The sequence below is a fragment of the Tropicimonas sp. TH_r6 genome, assembly GCF_033101155.1.
Classification (GTDB): Bacteria; Pseudomonadota; Alphaproteobacteria; order Rhodobacterales; family Rhodobacteraceae; genus Tropicimonas.
Genome location: NZ_JAWMPX010000020.1, coordinates 16,021 through 34,350 on the forward strand (window position 1 = coordinate 16,021; position 18,330 = coordinate 34,350).

The 18,330-nt window shown below is 63.1% G+C and carries 19 protein-coding genes; 15 read left to right on the forward strand and 4 right to left on the reverse strand.

Annotated features, from left to right (window positions below; all coding sequences use genetic code 11):
• Window positions 1-114 precede the first annotated feature (114 nt).
• Complete coding sequence (locus tag R3X27_RS17505) at window positions 115-2,250, reverse strand: putative bifunctional diguanylate cyclase/phosphodiesterase (protein WP_317710169.1); 2,136 nt, start codon at window positions 2,248-2,250, stop codon at window positions 115-117.
• A 5-nt stretch (window positions 2,251-2,255) separates the two neighbouring features.
• Window positions 2,256-3,161 (reverse strand): phosphate/phosphite/phosphonate ABC transporter substrate-binding protein, encoded by a 906-nt coding sequence (locus R3X27_RS17510; protein WP_317710170.1) that lies wholly within the window; start codon window positions 3,159-3,161, stop codon window positions 2,256-2,258.
• Between the two features lie 221 nt (window positions 3,162-3,382).
• Here R3X27_RS17510 and R3X27_RS17515 point away from each other — a divergent pair, with 221 nt between their 5' ends.
• The 15 genes from R3X27_RS17515 (at window position 3,383) to R3X27_RS17585 (ending at window position 16,686) form a co-directional block, all read left to right on the forward strand.
• Complete coding sequence (locus R3X27_RS17515) at window positions 3,383-4,474, forward strand: LacI family DNA-binding transcriptional regulator (protein ID WP_317710171.1); 1,092 nt, start codon at window positions 3,383-3,385, stop codon at window positions 4,472-4,474.
• Window positions 4,475-4,584: 110 nt separating this feature from the next.
• Complete coding sequence (locus tag R3X27_RS17520; RefSeq protein WP_317710172.1) at window positions 4,585-5,496, forward strand: PhzF family phenazine biosynthesis protein; 912 nt, start codon at window positions 4,585-4,587, stop codon at window positions 5,494-5,496.
• On the forward strand, window positions 5,493-6,191 hold the full coding sequence (locus R3X27_RS17525; protein WP_317710173.1) for a hypothetical protein: 699 nt from the start codon (window positions 5,493-5,495) through the stop codon (window positions 6,189-6,191). The genes R3X27_RS17520 and R3X27_RS17525 overlap by 4 nt, the downstream gene beginning before the upstream one ends.
• Before the next feature lie 75 nt (window positions 6,192-6,266).
• Window positions 6,267-6,560: a DUF1330 domain-containing protein gene (locus R3X27_RS17530; RefSeq protein WP_317710174.1), complete on the forward strand. Its 294-nt coding sequence runs from the start codon at window positions 6,267-6,269 to the stop codon at window positions 6,558-6,560.
• 65 nt (window positions 6,561-6,625) lie between these two features.
• A complete protein-coding gene (locus R3X27_RS17535; protein WP_317710175.1) occupies window positions 6,626-7,078 on the forward strand; it encodes a TerB family tellurite resistance protein in 453 nt (150 codons plus the stop codon).
• A gap of 39 nt (window positions 7,079-7,117) precedes the next feature.
• Complete coding sequence (locus tag R3X27_RS17540) at window positions 7,118-7,561, forward strand: TerB family tellurite resistance protein (protein ID WP_317710176.1); 444 nt, start codon at window positions 7,118-7,120, stop codon at window positions 7,559-7,561.
• Complete coding sequence (locus R3X27_RS17545) at window positions 7,562-8,320, forward strand: phosphate/phosphite/phosphonate ABC transporter substrate-binding protein (protein ID WP_317710177.1); 759 nt, start codon at window positions 7,562-7,564, stop codon at window positions 8,318-8,320.
• 95 nt (window positions 8,321-8,415) lie between these two features.
• Window positions 8,416-9,195, forward strand: coding sequence for an amino acid ABC transporter ATP-binding protein (locus R3X27_RS17550; RefSeq protein ID WP_317710178.1), 780 nt, complete (start codon window positions 8,416-8,418; stop codon window positions 9,193-9,195).
• A 35-nt stretch (window positions 9,196-9,230) separates the two neighbouring features.
• Complete coding sequence (locus R3X27_RS17555; protein WP_317710179.1) at window positions 9,231-9,947, forward strand: transporter substrate-binding domain-containing protein; 717 nt, start codon at window positions 9,231-9,233, stop codon at window positions 9,945-9,947.
• A 90-nt stretch (window positions 9,948-10,037) separates the two neighbouring features.
• Window positions 10,038-10,916 (forward strand): ABC transporter permease, encoded by an 879-nt coding sequence (locus tag R3X27_RS17560; protein ID WP_317710250.1) that lies wholly within the window; start codon window positions 10,038-10,040, stop codon window positions 10,914-10,916.
• Window positions 10,913-11,752, forward strand: coding sequence for an ABC transporter permease (locus R3X27_RS17565; RefSeq protein WP_317710180.1), 840 nt, complete (start codon window positions 10,913-10,915; stop codon window positions 11,750-11,752). The genes R3X27_RS17560 and R3X27_RS17565 overlap by 4 nt, the downstream gene beginning before the upstream one ends.
• Before the next feature lie 10 nt (window positions 11,753-11,762).
• Window positions 11,763-13,094, forward strand: a complete 1,332-nt coding sequence (locus R3X27_RS17570) for a glutamine synthetase family protein (RefSeq protein ID WP_317710181.1) — start codon at window positions 11,763-11,765, stop codon at window positions 13,092-13,094.
• Window positions 13,095-13,327: 233 nt separating this feature from the next.
• A complete protein-coding gene (locus R3X27_RS17575) occupies window positions 13,328-14,005 on the forward strand; it encodes a type 1 glutamine amidotransferase (protein WP_317710182.1) in 678 nt (225 codons plus the stop codon).
• 3 nt (window positions 14,006-14,008) lie between these two features.
• On the forward strand, window positions 14,009-15,367 hold the full coding sequence (locus R3X27_RS17580) for a glutamine synthetase family protein (protein WP_317710183.1): 1,359 nt from the start codon (window positions 14,009-14,011) through the stop codon (window positions 15,365-15,367).
• Window positions 15,368-15,483: 116 nt separating this feature from the next.
• Complete coding sequence (locus R3X27_RS17585; protein ID WP_317710184.1) at window positions 15,484-16,686, forward strand: DegT/DnrJ/EryC1/StrS family aminotransferase; 1,203 nt, start codon at window positions 15,484-15,486, stop codon at window positions 16,684-16,686.
• A 51-nt stretch (window positions 16,687-16,737) separates the two neighbouring features.
• Here the strand turns inward: R3X27_RS17585 and R3X27_RS17590 are convergent, their stop codons facing one another.
• The gene (locus tag R3X27_RS17590; protein ID WP_317710185.1) at window positions 16,738-17,703 is read right to left on the reverse strand and encodes a LysR family transcriptional regulator; all 966 of its coding nucleotides are present in this window, start codon (window positions 17,701-17,703) and stop codon (window positions 16,738-16,740) included.
• Window positions 17,704-17,752: 49 nt separating this feature from the next.
• A complete protein-coding gene (phaR, locus tag R3X27_RS17595) occupies window positions 17,753-18,307 on the reverse strand; it encodes a polyhydroxyalkanoate synthesis repressor PhaR (RefSeq protein ID WP_317710186.1) in 555 nt (184 codons plus the stop codon).
• Between the last annotated feature and the right edge of the window lie 23 nt (window positions 18,308-18,330).

Here is an 18,330-nt window from a genome sequence, read left to right on the forward strand (position 1 = left end):
TTTTCGATCCCAAGCTTCCGGGTACGGCCGAAGCTGGCCTCCCGGTTGCCTTTTTCTATCGCGAAGCGCGGCGGGATTGAATGCCTTCCGACGAAAGGCCGCATCACAGCAGGCTCAACAGGCCTCTTCCTGCTGCTTTTCCGCGAGATGCTGCTTAAGCCAGGCACTGAAGTGATCGATAGGCATTGGATGTGCCCCAAGATAACCTTGGAAGTATCGGCACTGGTATTTTTCCAGGACCGAAAGCTGCTTTTCCGTCTCGATGCCTTCGGCCACGACATCCGCTTTCATAACCTGCGCCATGGCAAGAATCGTTGCCATCAGGCTCTCCGCATCCTCATCTTCGCCCACATCCTGCAACAAGCTGCGGTCGAGCTTCAAAGTGTCGAAGGCCAACCCCTTGAGACGACCGAGATTTGAGTACCCGACACCAAAGTCGTCGATGGCCAGGCGGGTCCCGGCGAGGCGCAGTCTTTCGAGACGATGCGAAATCGCGGAGGCATCCGACATGGCCGTGTTCTCGGTGATCTCGAGTTCGACAGTCCCGGCCGGAAGATTGGCCGCATCAATCCGCCAGAGCAAATCTTCTACGAACTTCTCATCCGCAAGTTCGTCCACGGAGAGATTCATTGCGAATGTCAGGGGAATATCCACCTCGGGAAGAATGCTCATCGCAGCAGCCAGCGTCTTGCGCACCACCAGACGTCCGATCTCGGGCAGAAGACCAGCCCCGGCCGCCAGCGGCAGGAATGTGTCCGGGCGCAAGATGCCCCGGACAGGATGATTCCAGCGCACCAGCGCTTCCGCCCCCGAGACCCTGCCATTCGCGATGAAGAATTGTGGTTGGAGGAAAATGACAAACTGATCTTTCTCGATTGCGTCACGGATATCGGCGGCGAGTTCCTGTCTTTCGAGGGCAAGCTTATGCTGATCACCATCGTAGAAAGCGAAAGTGTTCCGTCCAGCGCGCTTCGCCTGGTACATCGCGACATCGGCATGTTTGAGCAGCAGTTCGAAGCTGGGCGCATGTTCGGGAAAACTGGCCACGCCGATACTTGTCGTTGTGCGCAATGTAAGGCCTTCAACCAACAGCGGCGCTTGCATCACCTCGATAATCCGCTCCAGGAGTTCGTGACACAGTGACGTCGGCACCACGATTGTGAACTCATCCCCGCCAAGCCGCGCCACGACGGCGTCGCTGTCGAAACGATAGCTCGATCCATTGCGCGCCGACCCGACATTGAGCATGACAAGTCCGGTATCGAAGATGCAATTGCGCAATCTCTCGGCAAACAAAACGAGAAGAAGGTCGCCAACGTGATGCCCATGATTGTCGTTCACAGACTTGAAGTCGTCGAGGTCGAGGAAGAGCACGGAGAACGCCTCCTGGCGCGAGGACGCCTCGATCGCAATCTGCTCAAGTTGGTGACTCAGCCATGCCCGGTTGGGAACGCCAGTGAGCTTGTCCTTGTACGCAACCTCGTGAATTTCCTGAATTGAACTTCGCAGCGCGATCAACATCGTGTTGAAAGAGGTTGCGAGACTCTCGATCTCGTCGTTCGTCCTGACGGAAATCGTCTGATCCAGATCGCCGCCGGCGGCGCGCTCCGTGGCGCGGGTCAACCGATTCAATGGCCGGACCAGCCGGGCCGAGACGATGTTCGATGTGAAGAGGCCAACCAGGACGAAGAGGATGCCAGCCAGCAAATTCGTCGCCCAGACCTTGACGATCTCCGACTGGAATCCCTCTGGATCGAAATCGAGGCGCAGCGTCCCGTAATTCACGGTACCGATCAGCAAGGGCTTGGCGATCTGCTGTTTTCGTTCCAACTCCTGTCTCAGAATTTCGCCAGTCTCCGCAGCCTCGTGGGCAAGCGCGTCATCGGCGACCTTCAAGAATTCGAGTTCGTCATCCTCTTCGCTTTCGACGACCATGATGCCGTGTTGATCCACGATGAAAATATCCATGACATCGGGCTGGCCACGCAGTTCCTCGAAGATGATATCCAACTCGGCAGCGCGCCCTTCGATCAGGTAAGGCAGCGAGACTTCGGTCGCTATGTCGATCAGATGGAACAGGCGCAACTCCTGGCGCTCATGCACCAGTTGCAGTTGCGTCTGGACGTTTATGAGAATGACGGCAACCACGATCGCGGAAATCAATGCGCCAAAGACGAAAGACAAACGTCTCCCGAGCCCGGACTTCGCCAGCCGGACACCATCTCCAAGCGCATTGACGACCGCAAGCATGTGCATCAGCTTCCCAGCACACCCTCGGCAGCAAGCTCATCCAGCAATTCGTAGATCGGCGCGAAGGTTGCCTCCACCCCGTCCGGGAACTCGTCGAATTGCGAGGTCTTGTGGAACTTCTTGAGTACTGCCTTGCCGTCTTCCGTCTTGTCCAGTTCCACGAACAGGTTTCTCAAAGCCACCACGAGCGTCGGATCCATGCTCGCGGTCCGGATAACGGTCTGGCGCGGAACCTCGATGCTGCGTGCGACGACGCGATATTCCCCAGGGAAGGCCGCATCAAGCTTGCTGAAACCGTTCGGATCCGTCGCCGCGGCATCGATCCAGCCCCGCGACAACCAAAGAATCGAGTTCTTGTCATCCTTGCTGAAGAGATAGCCGATGGCATCTTCCGGTGCAGGCGCCTGATAGCCCGGGATTTCCTTCGCCGGGAGTTGCTGTGCCAGGATGAGTCCCATGGGCAACAGGAACCCCGAGGTCGAATCCGGGTCCTGGAAACCGATCTTGCGGCCCACCAGATCCTGCAGGGACTGGATCTCGCTGTTCGTCGGGACGACGATAACCGAATGGTAGGTTCCGACCCCGCGTTTCCAGCGCCGCAGGAAGGGAACCGCCCCACTGTTGCGGGCGACCTTTGCCGCCACGACCGGGCTGTCGAAATAGAGATCGACCTGCCCTTCCGCCAACGCCGCCTCCATTGCCGCGGAGGAGGGAAGCACGGAGATCAGAACCTCGGTGACGCCGACCTCCGCAAGTTCCTGCTGGAGGTATTCCGAAAGCGGTGTGAAGCGCTTCACATGTTTGCGCACATTGTCATTTAGGCTTCCAAGCACCAGCACCTCTGCCGGCGCGGCCAAGGCGAACACGCTCAACAAGACTGCCAGCGCGGCCCCCGCGATTCTCGTCACCATAATTCCGCTCCTGAATCGTCCTGATTGTCCGGCACATCCTGCTGCGAAGGGCGTAAACAAAGGCGAAACCAATGCCGGGCAGACGGGCAAAATCCATTTCAAATTGCGAGCGTTTTCGGCGAGCCGAACGATTGACGGAGAACCAATCAAGGTGCGCGCAATGGAAATAACTATTAGCCCGGCTGCTTGCGCTTGGCCCAGATGGGACTAAGGTGACGCGAATGTCCGAAGACTCGAAAACTCCGACACGCAAGAAGGGATCAGGCCTTGGCAAGATCTCTGGAAAACAGCGCGTCACCATGCAGGACATCGCCCGACTGGCCGGTTGTTCGCAATCCACTGTTTCCTTCGTCCTGAACGCCAATACATCGGTGAAGATCTCGGAACCGACGCGGCGGCGCGTGCTCGAGGTGGCGCGCGAGCTTGGCTACCGCCCGGCGAGCCTTCCCGGGCTGAACCGGAACCGGGCGCGCAACGAGGGCACGATCGCCTTCGTGATCGACAAGATCTCGACCAGCCCGGAAGGCATCGTCGCGCTGGACGGCGTACGACAGATCGCCCGCAATCTCGGCGCCATCGTTGTTGTCGCCGAGACAGATGGCGACCCGATGCTGGAGCCGCGTACCCTTGAGATGTTCATCGAGATGGGCGTGCAGGCGATAATCTATGCCTGCATCTTCACCCGCGAAGTCACCCTGCCGAACGCGCTGGTCGAGACAACGACTCCGGTGGTGCTGCTCAACTGCTACACCGCCGACGGCGAACGTCCGGCCGTGGTGCCCGGCGAAATCGCCGGGGGGCATCGGGCGACCGCTGCGCTCCTGGCAGCAGGGCATCGGCGCGTCGGGACGATCACCGGCGAAAACTTCATGGAAGCCACGCGGGACCGCCTGCAAGGTTATCGCAACGCATTGGCCACGGCTGATATTCCCTTCGCCCCGGAGCTGGTGGCCGAGGGCGACTGGTCGGCGTCCGCCGGCTATCGCGGCACGCAACAGCTCATGTCACTGGAGCAACCGCCGACTGCGATTTTCTGCCAGAACGACCGGATGGCGGTCGGCTGTTTCGAGGCGCTCAAGGAGATGGGCAAGCGAATCCCAGAGGAGATCTCGGTCGTGGGCTACGACGACGAGGAAATCGCCCGCCACCTTTCGCCGCCGCTGACATCGCTGATCCTGCCCAGCCGGGCCATGGGTCGCTGGGCGATGGAACGGATCATGCGCGGTGATGGCCAACCCGAGGATGCCGGCGCGCTTGTGAAGCTCGAATGCGAACTGGTGGAACGGGATTCCATCGCGCCGCCGCCGGACTGACAGTCCGGCGCGACGCCGACCCGAGAGGCTGCTGCGCTGCCGCCACCGGCTTTACCCGTAGCGCCAATCCGGCAAGACTGTGCGGGATCGGAACCATTCGGAAATGCAAAATGCACAGCCTGCCCTTTCACACGCTCGACGTCTTCACCGACCGGCCCTATCTCGGCAATCCACTTGCCGTGGTTCTTGAGGCGGGCGGGCTCGAGACGGCACAAATGCAAACCATCGCGCGCGAGTTCAATCTCTCCGAGACGATCTTCGTCATGCCCCCGCGCGACCCGGGCCACACCGCCCGCGTCCGCATCTTCTTTCCCACCGCCGAGATCCCCTTCGCCGGCCACCCGACACTGGGCTGCGCCGCGCTTCTGGCATGGATGCGCAACGGACCCCGCGATTTCGACGATGACCTCGTGCTCGAAGAAGAGGCAGGGCTCGTCCCGGTGCAGATCTCGCGGCGGAACGGCAGGATTTCCGGCAGTTTCCGCGCCCCGGTCCGGCCTCATCCCCATGCCGGCGATGCTCCGACCGGCCTCCTCGCTAAGGCGCTCGGGCTGCCAGAAAGCGAGATCGGTTTCGGCGCGCACCGTCCCGGCCTCTTTGCTGGCGGACCGGCCTTTCTCTACGCGCCCGTGGCCGATCTCGACGCATTGGCATCCGCGCGCCCGATCGAGCCACATTGGTCCGCTCTGATGGCGGCCGGCACCGTGGATTCGGCCTACCTCTACACCCCGGACGGGGAGGCAGGCTTTCGGGCCCGAATGTTCTCGCCCACAGCAGGCATCCCGGAAGATCCAGCCACCGGATCGGCCTCGGCGATCCTCGCCGCGCAATTGCTGGCATCCGGCGCGCTGCCGGATGGGACGAGCGACTGGCGGCTGGTTCAAGGCGTGGAGATGGGTCGGGAGAGCCATGTCGGGCTACAGGTTTCAGTCTCCGGCAGCGCCCTGACCGAGGTCCGGATCTCTGGCGCTGCGGTGGAGGTCTCACAGGGGACGATCCTGCCACCGTCTTCCGGCGCATGAGCCTGCGCGGCGCGTGCCTTGGCCTCTGCCTGAGCGCCAGCGCCACGTTTGGAGAACCTGTTCACCCCGCAGATTATGACCAGCTTGCCCGTGAATTGTCCGAGGTCATCGATTTCGAGCGCCTGCCGCAACGCCCGGAGCCGGGTTTCAACCTCGACAACCGTTTCTATGCGCGTGGCGCCTGGCTGGGCGAGCATTTCGCCGGCCAACAGATAACGGCGGACGCGGCGGGACATGACCGGCTCACCGATCCCGCTCCGGCAGGCTGGTTGAGCATCGCCAGTGGGGAACCGGGCCGCAATCTCTCCATCGCCTTTCATCGGGGCTTCGGCTCCAACGCGCTCTTCCCGCTCGGCGCCACCGGCTTCCCGGCGCTGGAGGCGCGCGGCGAGGGCGCAGTGGCGCTCCTTTTCGACCACGACCAGACCGCCCTGGGCTTCCGAATCCATACCGATTATCCCGACCCGCTCGGCGCGCGCCCGGCCCCCGAGGGCCAGCTGGAAGTCTCCTTCTTTGCCCGCAACGGCGCGCTCCTTGCGCGCCTTGAGCAGACGCCCGGCCCGGGCATTTCCGCTTTCGGCTACCGCCATATCGGCGGCGGAGATGGGATCGCCGGGCTTGTGATCGTCAACACCGACCCCGGCGGCATCGCCATAGACGATATCATCTTTGCCAAGCCGCCCCTGCTGGGCTAGCGTCAGGTCAAGGCGTTGCGGGAATTCCATTCTGCATCAGGCGTTTCCGACAGCGCTCCATCGGAGGAGATGACCATGCAAAAAGGCTACTGGGTCGCGCATGTCGACGTGAAGGATCAGCGGGTCTTCGAGGAATACAAAGAGGCCGCCGCTAGGCCATTTGCCCGCTACGGGGCGCGATTCCTCGTCCGGGCCGGACAGTTTGATGTTCGCGAAGGCGAGTTGCATCCGCGCACGGTGGTGATCGAATTCCCGACCTTCGCCGATGCGCTTGCCTGCTATGACGATCCCGAGCACCAGGCGGCCAAGGCAATCCGTGATCCGATCGCCGATGGCGACCTGGTGATCGTCGAAGGCCACAGTGTCTGAAAAACGCTCGCTGCGTTCCAATTTCCGGTCTTGATACGCGCTCCTCGGGGCGGCATAGCTGAGGCATGTTCACTGACCTGCTCAACCGCCTTTTCCACCCCGATCCCGCACCGCTGCCGGAGCTCGACGGCCGTCATGCCTTGGCCGGCCTGTTGGTCCGCACCGCCAAGACTGACGGTCTCTACGCTGTCGAGGAGATCCGCCGGATCGACCGCATTCTCGCGAAAACCTACGGTCTCAACCCCGTCGAGGCCGCGCAATTGCGCGCCGGGGCGGAGAAGCTTGAAGCGCAGGCGCCCGAGGATGGGCGCTTTGCAACTCTCGTTCGGGAGCGGCTCGATCGCGCGCATCGCGAGGCCGTGCTGGTGGCGATGTGGCGCGTTGCCCTGTCCGACGGGGTGGAACAAGCCGCGGAAGGGGCGTATCTGGCGCGGGCGAGCGAGCGGCTCGGCCTGGATGCCGAGGCCATCGACCGCGCCCGCAAGGCCGCTGAACAGGCCGACCCTTTCCAAGGCTGAGCTATTGGCGCGGCCTGTCTGATGTCATAGGTATTGCAGATGTTTGCCGATCTTCTCAAACGCCTCGTCACGCCGGAGCCGGAGCAATTGCCCGACCCCGACGCCCGCCTCGCGCTAACCGCCCTTTTGGTGCGGGTCGCGCGGTCCGACAATGACTATTCCATGGCTGAGCTGGACCGGATCGACCGGATCCTGATGCGCCGCTACGACCTTTCGCCCTTCGAGGCCGCCCATCTGCGCGGTCAGGCCGAGCAGTTGGAAGCCGAGGCGCCGGACACCGTGCGCTTCACCCGCGCGATCAAGGACGCAGTTCCCTACGAGGAACGCAGCGCCGTGGTCGAGGCGCTCTGGGCAGTGGTGCTGGCCGACGGGGTGCGGGACGAGGAAGAGGATGCGCTGATCCGGCTGGTGGCGAATCTGCTCGGCATCAACGACCGCGATTCCGCACTGGCGCGTCAACGGGTCGAGGCGAAGGGCCGCTAAATGCTCGCGCAGTTCCCGATGTATGACCACCCGGGCGTCCGGGCCGAAACCGACGCCTTCTGGGCCGAAATCCGCGACCGCCTCCGCGAAACCGGGATCGATGCCCCCGAGACCCTGACCCGTAGCGACGACCTCCATGCCGAATGGCACAGCCCCGACCTGCTGTTCGGACAGGCGTGCGGTCTGCCTTTCCGGGTCGAGCTTCACCAGAAGGTCGCGCTGATCGGAACACTGGATTACGGCCTGCCGGACATACCGCCCGGTCATTACAATTCGGTCTTCGTCGCCCGCAGAGACGACCCACGCAGCCGGCTGGAAGAGTTCGACGGCGCCGTGCTGGCCTTCAACGACCGCCACTCGCAATCGGGCTGGGGCACTGCGTGCGAAGCGCCGCTCTGCTTCCGGGTCGGCCCCGAAACCGGCAGCCACCGCGACGCCGCCATCGCCATCGCGGAAGGTCGGGCCGACATTGCCGCGCTGGACGCGATCAGCTGGCGCCTGATCCAGGCCCATACGGATCTCGCTGAACCGCTGAAGACGCTCGGGATGAGCGGCCACTCCCCTGGCCAAGCGCTGATCACCGCGTTCCCGCAGCATCTCCCCAGCCTCCGCAGCGCCATCCGCGAGGGAATCGCTGCGCTGCCCGCCGCTTCCCGAGAGGCGCTCGGGATTCGCGCCTTCCTTCAAACCAGCCCGTCCGACTACCTCGCCGTTCCCAATCCGCCTAGTCCTGAGGCATATGCGGTCGTTGCCGCCTGACCGAAAGGGTTAACAAGGGGTCAAATTGCCTTTCCGCGTTGCAATTGCCCAGCATTTGCGCCCTACTCTGCCACTGAAATAGCCAGGAAGCGCCCGTGAACGACACCACACCGCCCGTCATCGAAATCCATGACCTTCACAAGGCCTATGGGGCGCTCGAAGTTCTCAAGGGCGTAGACATGGTGGCGCGCAAGGGTGAAGTGGTCTCGCTGATCGGCTCCTCGGGCTCCGGCAAATCGACGCTCCTGCGCTGCGCCAACCTGCTGGAAGACAGCCAACAGGGCGAGATCCGCTTCGAAGGCGAGCCGGTCACCTGGCATGGCGCCGGCCATCACCGCCGCCCGGGCGACCACAAACAGCTCATCCGCATCCGCACCAACCTGTCGATGGTCTTCCAGCAGTTCAACCTCTGGGCCCATATGACGATCCTCGAAAACGTCACGGAAGCCCCGATCACCGTGCTCAAGCGCGACCGGGCAGAGGTCGAGGCCTTGGGGCGTGAACTGCTTGCCAAGGTCGGCATTGGCGACAAATGCGATGTCTACCCCGCCCAGCTCTCCGGCGGCCAGCAACAGCGCGCCGCCATCGCCCGCGCATTGGCAATGGAACCCAAGGCGCTGCTCTTCGACGAGCCGACTTCCGCGCTGGACCCCGAGCTGGAACAGGAGGTCGTCAAGGTCATCAAGTCTCTGGCCCAGGAAGGCCGGACCATGCTTCTGGTGACCCATGATATGCGGCTCGCGGCCGATGTCTCCGACCATGTCGTCTTTCTGCATCTGGGCAAGATCGAGGAAGAGGGCCCGCCTTCCGAACTCTTCGGCAATCCCCAAACCGACCGGCTGCGGCAGTTCCTGTCGCACAGTCAGGACAAATAACCTTTCAATATCAACCACCAACCGGGAGAAGATCCATGAACAAGTTGATCCTCACCACCGCTGCCCTTGCGCTCGCTGCCAGCGCCGCAACGGCCGCCGATGTAATCCGCATGGGCACCGAGGGCGCCTACCCTCCGTGGAACCTCATCGACGACAATGGCGAAGTCGGGGGCTTCGAGCGCGAGCTGGGCGACGAGCTGTGCATGCGCGCCGAACTGACCTGCGAATGGGTCACCAATGACTGGGATTCGATCATCCCGAACCTGGTCTCGGGCAACTACGACACCATCATCGCCGGCATGTCGATCACCGACGAACGCGACGAAGTCATCGACTTTACAATGCCCTACACGCCGCCGGATCCGTCGCTCTACGTCGCCATGGAAGAGGGCGTTGATCTGACGGGTGGCGTCGTTGCCGCCCAGACCGGCACCATTCAGGCGGCTTTCGTCGCCGAGAGCGGCGCCACGCTGGTCGAGTTCCCGGTGCCGGAAGACACCGTCGCCGCGGTCCGTAACGGCGAAGCCGATGCGGTTCTGGCCGATGCCTCCTTCCTGCAGGACGCCGTGAAGGCCGATTCCGAGCTGATGATCGTCGGCGACCCGGTTGCCCTCGGCGGCGGCGTCGGCCTGGGCCTGCGTGAAAGCGATGGCGAGCTGAAAGCCAAGTTCGATGCGGCAATCCAGTCCATGAAGGACGACGGCACGCTGAACGAACTGATCAAGAAATGGGAAGTCTCCAGCCTCTGGTAAGACTTTCCGCCGGGGCGCGTCCACGCGCCCCGGCCCACCGACACCCAGAACAGACGGGCCGCACCTAAACCGCCCGCGGGACGGATTGCCATCTTCTCCTTTTGCTCGGATCCCTCGACCCTTGAAGGCCTGACCTGGCTCTCCTGCTACCTCACGAACGGCAAGCACATGCTGTTCTATCAGTCTTTCCTGACGGTCCTGCTGCTTCTGGCCATCACCGCGCCGGTCTCGCTCGCCTTCGGATTCGGCGGCGCGATCGCTTCGCGCTCGCATTTCCCGCCACTCGCCTGGTTCGGCAAGCTCTACACATCGATCGTGCGCGGCGTGCCGGATATCGTCTTCTTTCTCTTCTTCGTCATCGCGCTCGACCAAGGCATCGAGTGGCTGCGCCATCAGGCCCTCTGCCCAGACTGGTCCGAGCCGATCCGGCAGGGCAACGACTTCCTCGTCTGCCCGCAAGCCAAGGCCCCGCTTTCCACCGCGCCGCAATGGATCCACGAAACCTATAATTTTTCGCTCGCGGTCTTCACCTTCGCCATCGTCTTCGGCGCCTTTGCAGCCAACGTGCTCTACGGCGCCATGAACGCCGTCCCCAAGGCACAGCTCGAAACGGCTCATGCCTATGGCATGTCGAACCGACAGACCTTCTGGCGCATTCTCGTCCCGCAGATGTGGGTCTATGCGCTGCCCGGCTTGGGCAATCTCTGGATGATCCTCATCAAGGCGACACCGCTTCTCTTCTTGCTCGGTGTGCGCGATATCGTCTACTGGGCGCGCGAGCTTGGCGGCTCCAAGACCGCCGTCTATGCGTACCCGCATGGCGACTGGCGCCTCTACTACTTCCTCTTCCTGCTGGTCTTCTACCTCGCCTTCACCCGTGTCTCCGAGATCATGATCGAACGGATGACCCGCAAGCTCTCCTACGGACAGGCCACGGCCGCCGGCGAACAGATGAGGCGTGAAGCATGAGCTGCGGCGACACTTTCCAGGCCTATGCCTTCCGCTCGCTCGGCTTCGGCGAACGGCTGCTGCCCAAATCGGATATCACGCTCTGCGATCAGGTCGTCCTGATCGGCTCCGGCCTGATCTGGAACATCTATTTCGCAGCTCTCGCCCTGCTGGTCGGCTTCTTCCTCGCTACTGCGCTTGCTATGGCCAAGGCCGCCCCGTCCCGCTGGATCCGCAAACCTGCCGAGTGGTTCATCTTCGTCTTCCGTGGCTCGCCGCTCTTCATCCAGTTCTTTCTCGCCTACCTGGTCTTCGTGAAGCTGCCCAAGGTCGGGATCGAGTTCACCCTGCTTGGCATCGAATTCGGCGCCGGCACGCATTGGCTGACCCGCGCCTGGCTCGGCGCCACCATCGTGCTGATCTTCAACACCGCCGCCTATACCGGCGAGATCTTCTACGGCGCGCTGCGCTCCATCCCCAAGGGCGACCTCGAAGCCGCCGACGCCTATGGCTTGACCGGCTGGCCCCGCTTCCGCCGCATCGTCTGGCCGACCATGCTGCGTCTCGCCTGGCCCGCTTATACCAACGAGGCGATCTTCCTCTTCCACGCCACGACACTGGTCTATTTCTCCGGTTTTCCGGCACGCAAGCAGATGGGCGACGCGCTCTACTACGCGAGTTATTTCGCCGACAAGACCTTCAACCCCTTCGTGCCATACCCCATCGTCGCCGGTTTCTTCATTCTCGGAACACTTGCGATTATCCTGATCTTCGGACGGATCGGGAAAAGGCTGAACCGACACCTGCCGCAAATCCAGCGCAAGCGCTTCCGTTTCCGCCCGCAATGGATCCGCTGAGGAGAGCGCCATGAGCTGGCTCGACGAAAACCCGCAAATCCAGAACATCCGCGCCGCGACTCCAGACCTGAACGGTCAGGCGCGCGGCAAGCGTATTCCGGCGCGCTTTGCGTCCAAGGCAGAAGGCGGTGCGGTCCGCCTGCCGCTCTCGGCGCTCAATCTAGACATGTGGGGCGAGGATATCGACAACTCTCCGCTGGTCTTCGAAAGTGGCGATCCCGATGGCATCATGAAGCCCACCGAGCGCGGTTTCGTGCCGATGCCCTGGCTCACCACGCCCGCAGCTCTCCTGCCGCTCTGCGCCTATCACGAGGATGGCGCCCCCTTCGGCGGCGACCCGCGCCACGCGCTGGCCAACGTTGTCCGCCGCCTCGAGTCCCGCGGCCTGACCGCCGTCGTCGCCACCGAGCTGGAATTCTACCTCGCCGACGATTCCGGCTCCGAGCTGCAAGTTCCACCCTCGCCCGGCACCTCGAAACGCCGCCTCGGCTCCGAGATCCTGTCGCTCAAGGCGCTCGACATCTGGGACGCCTTCTTTACCGATCTCTATGACGGCTGCGCGGCGATGGATATTCCCGCAGATTCCGCCATCTCCGAAGCCGGCCCCGGCCAGTTCGAGATCAACCTCATGCACCAGTCGGACCCGCTCAAGGCGGCCGATGACGCATGGTTTTTCAAGCTGCTGGTGACAGGTCTCGCCCGCAAGCACGGTTTTGCCGCTTCCTTCATGGCCAAACCCTATCCTCATGCCTCCGGCAATGGCATGCACACGCATTTCTCACTGGTGGATGGCGAGGGCCGGAACATCTTCGACGACGGCACGGAGCGGGGCAGCGACGCGCTGTTGCATGCGATTGCCGGCTGCCTCAAGGCGCTGCCCGGCTGCGGATTGGTCTTCGCCCCGCACGGGCCGAGCTATGAACGTATGGTTCCGGACGCCCATGCACCGACCGGGATCTGCTGGGCCTATGAGAACCGCACCGCCGCGATCCGCGTTCCGGGCGGTAGCCCCAAGGCGCGGCGGATCGAACATCGCGTCGCCGGCGGCGATGTGAACCCCTACCTGTCCCTCGCCGCCATCCTCGGCGCGGCCGTGAACGGGCTGGAGGACGCCGTGGACCCGGTCGCTCCCATCACCGGCAATGCCTATGACATAGCCCTGCCCCAGATCCCCGCCGACTGGGACTCCGCCATCGGCGCCTTCGAGAGCGATCACTGCGTGAAACGGATCTTCCCGGACGAACTGGTGCGCAATATGGTGATGACCAAGCGGCAGGAAATGCGCAAACTGGCCGATCTGGAACGCTCGGAGATACTGGCGCTCTACCTGGATTCGGTCTGAGCTCTCTCACTTGCGAATTCTACCGATGCTCGCCACGCCAGCGCCCTCGTGGGGTGACGCCGCAACAGGTGCCAAAGCGCCTTCAGTTTGATCCCGTGCCTGTCAGAGCATTGCCCCAATGCCACACGCGGCTGTTTCATCCATTCGGCCTGCGCGCGCCTTCTTTCCGCTCGCCCCTTGTCCCTGCCTCACCCCAAGCGTAACTTTCGAACAAACCAAGTAGCGGAAATCCCATGCAGATCGGCATCCTCATGACCGGCCATGCGCCGGAAGAACTCGCCAGCGAAATTGGCGAATACCCTTCCATGTTCGTACGCCTGCTGGACGGACACGGCCTCAGCTTCCGAAGCTGGGCCGTGGTCGATGGCGAACAGCCCGGCAGCATCGAGGAGGCCGATGGCTGGCTGATCACCGGCTCCAAACACGGCGCCTATGAGGATCACCCCTGGATCCCGCCACTGGAAGATTTCATCCGGGCCGTCCACGCAGATGGCCGCCCGCTCGTGGGCATCTGTTTCGGACACCAGATCATCGCGCAGGCATTGGGTGGCAGGGTCGAGAAATACGCCGGCGGCTGGTCCATCGGCCGCACAAACTACGATTTCGAAGGCGAAGAGGTCGCGCTCAACGCCTGGCACCAGGACCAGGTCACCGAGCGTCCCGAGGGCGCGCGGGTCGTCGGCTCCTCTGATTTCTGCGCCAATGCCGCACTGCTCTATGGCAACTCGATCTACACCGTCCAGCCGCATCCCGAGTACGGCGCAGATGTGATTGACGGGCTGATCAAAGCGCGGGGCGGCCTTGTCCCCAACCATTTGATCGCCGAGGCGAGAGCCCGCCTCGACGCCCCCACCCGGAATGCCGATTTCGGCAATCGCATCGCCCGCTTCTTCCTCGACGCGAAAGGCTGACCCATGGTCCGCGCCCTGATCGACCGTCTCCCCGAAGCCGCGCAGGCCTATCTCCATCATGGCAAGCTGGAAGAGGTCGAATGTGTCATCGCGGATCTTGCCGGGGTGGCGCGGGGCAAGGCGATGCCGGGGCTGAAATTCGCCCGGCAGACACATTTCTACATGCCCAACTCTGTCTTCCTGCAGACGATTACCGGCGACTGGACCGAAATCGACGGTATGCCCTATACCGAGCCGGACATGGTGCTGACCCCGGATCTGAGCACCGCGACCGCCGCCCCCTGGACCGCCGACTGGACGCTCCAGATCATTCACGAGATCGCCGACCAGGAGGGCAATCCCGTCCCGACAGCACCGCGCAACGTTCTCAAACGGGTGGTCGGGCTGTTCGAGGCGCAGGGTCTGACACCCATCGTTGCCCCCGAGCTGGAATTCTACCTCGTCGCCCCCAATACGGACCCGGCGAAGGAGGTCGAACCACCGATGGGCCGCTCCGGACGCCGCGCCGCCGCGCGGCAGGCCTACTCGCTCTCCGCGATCGACGAATACGGCCCTGTCATTGACGATATCTACGATTTCGCGGAGGCGCAGGGCATCGAGATTGACGGCATTATGCAGGAGGGCGGCGCCGGCCAGGTCGAGCTGAACATGCGCCATGGCGACCCGGTTCGACTGGCCGACGAGATCTTCTTCTTCAAGCGCCTGATCCGCGAGGCGGCGCTGCGCCACAATTGCTACGCCACCTTCATGGCCAAGCCGATCCAGAACGAGCCCGGTTCGGCGATGCACATTCATCACTCGGTGGTCGAGAGCGCGTCGGGCCGTAACATCTTTACCGACGCAACCGGGCAGGACAGCGAGACCTTCCTGCATTTCATCGGCGGGTTGCAGCGGCATATGCCGTCGATCATCGCCCTGATCGCGCCTTACGTGAACTCCTACCGCCGCTACGTTCCCGATTTCGCCGCCCCCATCAATCTCGAATGGGGGCGGGACAACCGCACGACCGGCCTGCGCGTCCCCGTTTCCAGCCCGCATTCGCGGCGGGTGGAGAACCGACTCGCCGGGATGGATTGCAACCCCTATCTCGCCATTGCCGGCTCGCTCGCCTGCGGCTGGCTCGGCATGCGGGAGAAGCGCCCTCCGGCGGCGGAGTTCGAGGGAGATGCCTATAGCAGCGATGCCGGCATCCCGCGCACCTTCGGCGAGGCGCTGCCGCTCTTCACCGACGCCAAGGCGGTGCATGAGGTGCTGGGCGCGGAGTTCTGCAAGGTCTATGGCGCGGTCAAGGAGACCGAGTATGCCGAGTTCTTGCAGGTCATCAGCCCCTGGGAACGCGAACACCTTCTCCTGAACGTCTGACCCCGACCCGCGCAGCAGCCAGTTGCCGCCAACGCTCTCCTTGCAGCAAAGTTTTTCTTTCCAGATTTTCGAATGTATTCTACAGAAAAACTGAAACAGCTATGAGAGTCTCGAAGATGTCCCAGGTCCAGGCCCCCAATGTCTATGATGCCGAACCGATCCCCGAAGCCGCCCGCGCCGAGATCGACCGCCTTCTGAGCACCGGGGATCTCTTCCGCTACACCGCCGCGCAGGACGCGCCGGTCACGCTGCTGGAGCGCGAATTCGCCGAGCTGATGGGCAGCAAATACGCTCTCGCCGTCTCCTCCTGCTCCGCCGCGCTCTTCCTGTCACTCAAGGCGCTGGACCTGCCGCGCGGGGCGAAAGTGCTGATCCCGGCCTTTACCTTCGGCGCCGTGCCTTCGGCGATCGTACACGCCGATTGCCAGCCGGTTCTGGTCGAATGTGGCAGCAATTTCCGCATGGACCTCGAGGACTTCGAAGCCAAGCTAACCGACGAGATCTCCGCCATCATCATCTCTCACATGCGCGGCCATACCTCCGACATGGACGCGATCATGCAGTTGGCCGAGGCCAGGGGCATCCCGGTCATCGAAGACGCGGCGCATTCGCTTGGCACGCTTTGGTCTGGCCGCAAGATCGGCACGATCGGCAGCATCGGCTGCTTCTCCTTCCAGTCCTACAAGCTGCTCAATGCCGGTGAAGGCGGGGTGATGATCACCGACGACGCCGAGATCGTGGCCCGCGCGGTCATCATGTCCGGCGCCTATGAGCATAACTGGAAGAAGCATGACGGTTTGCAGGCGGCCTTCGAACGCTGGCAGAACAAGCTCCCGCTGTACAACCTTCGGCTCCAGAACCTCTCCGCCGCCGTCATCCGCCCGCAGCTCGACGAGCTGGCGCAGCGTGTCACGAGCGGACGGTCGAACCATGACTACGTGGCCGAGACGCTCAACAGCTCTCCCTGGCTCGACGTTCCGCCGCCGCTGGCACAGGAACTGCGCGCGCCGGATTCGATCCAGTTCAACCTGGTCGGCATGTCGGACATGGAGGTCACTGCCTTCACGAGGCACGCCGAGGCGGCAGGTGTGAAGGTACAGGTCTTTGGCAAGAGCACGGACAATGCGCGCGCCTTCTGGAACTGGCAGTTCATCGAGGGTGAAATGCCGGACCTGCCGCAGACCCGGGCGATGCTGATGCGTGCCTGCGATGTGCGGCTGCCGGCGCGGCTGAAGACACCGGAGCTGGACTTCATCGCCGACGCCCTGACCGGTGCGGCGTCCGAGGCGATGGCCGAGCAGCGCGCCTACGGCACCTGACTCGTCGAAAGACGGTTCTTTCGGGATAACGATGACCGTGCCGGCCAGGCCTCAGAGAATTCTGAGCTCCTGTTCCAACCAAGGCATCCGCTCGACGGCCGGCGCGACGATCATCTCTTGCAGCAACGGCCTGAGCTGGGTCACCAGCCGCTCCGGCATTTCCTGCAACAGGCCCGATCGCGCAATCAGCGAGATACGTCGCGACATCGGCTCCATTGGCAGCGGCAGTATGTCGGCCGCGTCGCTGAAACGACGGGCGCGGAGATAGCCGAGCGGGGTCAGGATGGTCCAACCGGCACCGGCCGCCACCATCGCCATGATCGCGTGATAGCTGTCCAGCTCGAAGCGGCGGCCAAGCTGGACCCGGTTCCGCGCGAGATGCGCCGAGATCTGCCGACCCATCAGATGGCGCTCGGTGTAATGGATGAAGGGCAGTGCCTGCAGCCGCTCCAGCGGCGCCTCCCCCGTCTCGAACCCTTTTGGCACGGCGGCAACGAAGGGCTCTTCGAGCAGGGGGTGAACCTCTGTCCAGTCCGCCACGGTCTCGGCGAGATCCACGGCAACGATGACATCCAGGGCGCGCTCCTCGAGGTGGTCGAAGAGGCGATGGCTGGCCCCGGTCTCCAGCAGGAAACGGCAATCGCCGAGTTCCTCGGACATGGAGGAGAGCAGCCGCGGTGTCACATCGGCATCAAAATCCTCGATCATGCCGAGCCGCAGATCGGTCAGGTTCCGCATGTCGCCGGCCGCAAGCTCGGCCCGGGCGCTCTGGGCTTCTGTCCAGATCCGCATCGCGCGCTTGCGGAAGATCCCGCCCGCAACGGTCAGCTGTGCCGGACGCAGCGTGCGGTCGATCAGCGTTGGACCGAGCGCCGTCTCAAGATTGCTGAGCTGTTGGCTGACACCCGAAGGGCTGGCGCCGAGCCGGCGCGCAGCGGCAGAGACAGAGCCCTCCTCGGCGACAGCGAGGAAAACCTCGATGCCCCACAGCGTCACCCGACCGGCGGTATCGGTCATCACATCCCCCGTCAGGGCACCCCCCGCCGGACACCCGGCGGGCAGGGCGTTACTTGTTCATCCGGGCCAACTTGGCCTGCAGATCGGCAAGCTGGCTCTTGATCTCGTCGAGATCCTCGCCCTTGCTCTCCTTGGGCGCGTCCGTTCCCGGTTGGGCGGGCGGCCAACTGCCCATGCCGCCGGTCATCGCCTTGAGGAAGGCGGCTTGCTGCGCCTGCATCGCCTCGAAGCCGGGCATGGTCGCCATCGGATTGATCTTGCCCATGTTCTCCATCATCTTCGACTGCCCGTTCTGGAGCATCTCGAAGGACATGGCGAGAAACTGGGGCACCACCGAATTGGCCGAACTCGTGTAGCTACGGACAAGATCCGTCAGCACATTGATCGGCAGGACGCTCTCGCCCTTGCTCTCATGTTCGGCAATGATCTGAAGCAGATACTGGCGGGTGAGGTCGTCGCCCGATTTCAGGTCGACAATCTGGACCTCACGGCCATCCCGGATGAACGCGGCGATGTTCTCCAACGTCACGTAGTCGCTGGTCTCGGTATTGTAGAGCCGCCGGCTGGCGTAGCGCTTGATCAGAAGCGGTGTATCGTCGGCCACGCGTTTCCCTCCCTTTTTGCAGT

What these genes read in the sequence shown, in the direction of transcription:
- R3X27_RS17530 (WP_317710174.1), top strand. Translation starts at nt 6,267, where the DNA reads ATGCAAAAAGGCTACTGGGTCGCGCATGTCGACGTGAAGGATCAGCGG.
- R3X27_RS17585 (WP_317710184.1), top strand. Translation starts at nt 15,484, where the DNA reads ATGTCCCAGGTCCAGGCCCCCAATGTCTATGATGCCGAACCGATCCCC.
- R3X27_RS17505 (WP_317710169.1), bottom strand. Translation starts at nt 2,250, where the DNA reads ATGCTTGCGGTCGTCAATGCGCTTGGAGATGGTGTCCGGCTGGCGAAG.
- R3X27_RS17545 (WP_317710177.1), top strand. Translation starts at nt 7,562, where the DNA reads ATGCTCGCGCAGTTCCCGATGTATGACCACCCGGGCGTCCGGGCCGAA.
- R3X27_RS17515 (WP_317710171.1), top strand. Translation starts at nt 3,383, where the DNA reads ATGTCCGAAGACTCGAAAACTCCGACACGCAAGAAGGGATCAGGCCTT.
- R3X27_RS17525 (WP_317710173.1), top strand. Translation starts at nt 5,493, where the DNA reads ATGAGCCTGCGCGGCGCGTGCCTTGGCCTCTGCCTGAGCGCCAGCGCC.
- R3X27_RS17510 (WP_317710170.1), bottom strand. Translation starts at nt 3,161, where the DNA reads ATGGTGACGAGAATCGCGGGGGCCGCGCTGGCAGTCTTGTTGAGCGTG.
- R3X27_RS17565 (WP_317710180.1), top strand. Translation starts at nt 10,913, where the DNA reads ATGAGCTGCGGCGACACTTTCCAGGCCTATGCCTTCCGCTCGCTCGGC.
- R3X27_RS17540 (WP_317710176.1), top strand. Translation starts at nt 7,118, where the DNA reads ATGTTTGCCGATCTTCTCAAACGCCTCGTCACGCCGGAGCCGGAGCAA.
- R3X27_RS17570 (WP_317710181.1), top strand. Translation starts at nt 11,763, where the DNA reads ATGAGCTGGCTCGACGAAAACCCGCAAATCCAGAACATCCGCGCCGCG.
- R3X27_RS17590 (WP_317710185.1), bottom strand. Translation starts at nt 17,703, where the DNA reads ATGACCGATACCGCCGGTCGGGTGACGCTGTGGGGCATCGAGGTTTTC.
- R3X27_RS17555 (WP_317710179.1), top strand. Translation starts at nt 9,231, where the DNA reads ATGAACAAGTTGATCCTCACCACCGCTGCCCTTGCGCTCGCTGCCAGC.
- R3X27_RS17535 (WP_317710175.1), top strand. Translation starts at nt 6,626, where the DNA reads ATGTTCACTGACCTGCTCAACCGCCTTTTCCACCCCGATCCCGCACCG.
- R3X27_RS17575 (WP_317710182.1), top strand. Translation starts at nt 13,328, where the DNA reads ATGCAGATCGGCATCCTCATGACCGGCCATGCGCCGGAAGAACTCGCC.
- R3X27_RS17520 (WP_317710172.1), top strand. Translation starts at nt 4,585, where the DNA reads ATGCACAGCCTGCCCTTTCACACGCTCGACGTCTTCACCGACCGGCCC.
- R3X27_RS17580 (WP_317710183.1), top strand. Translation starts at nt 14,009, where the DNA reads ATGGTCCGCGCCCTGATCGACCGTCTCCCCGAAGCCGCGCAGGCCTAT.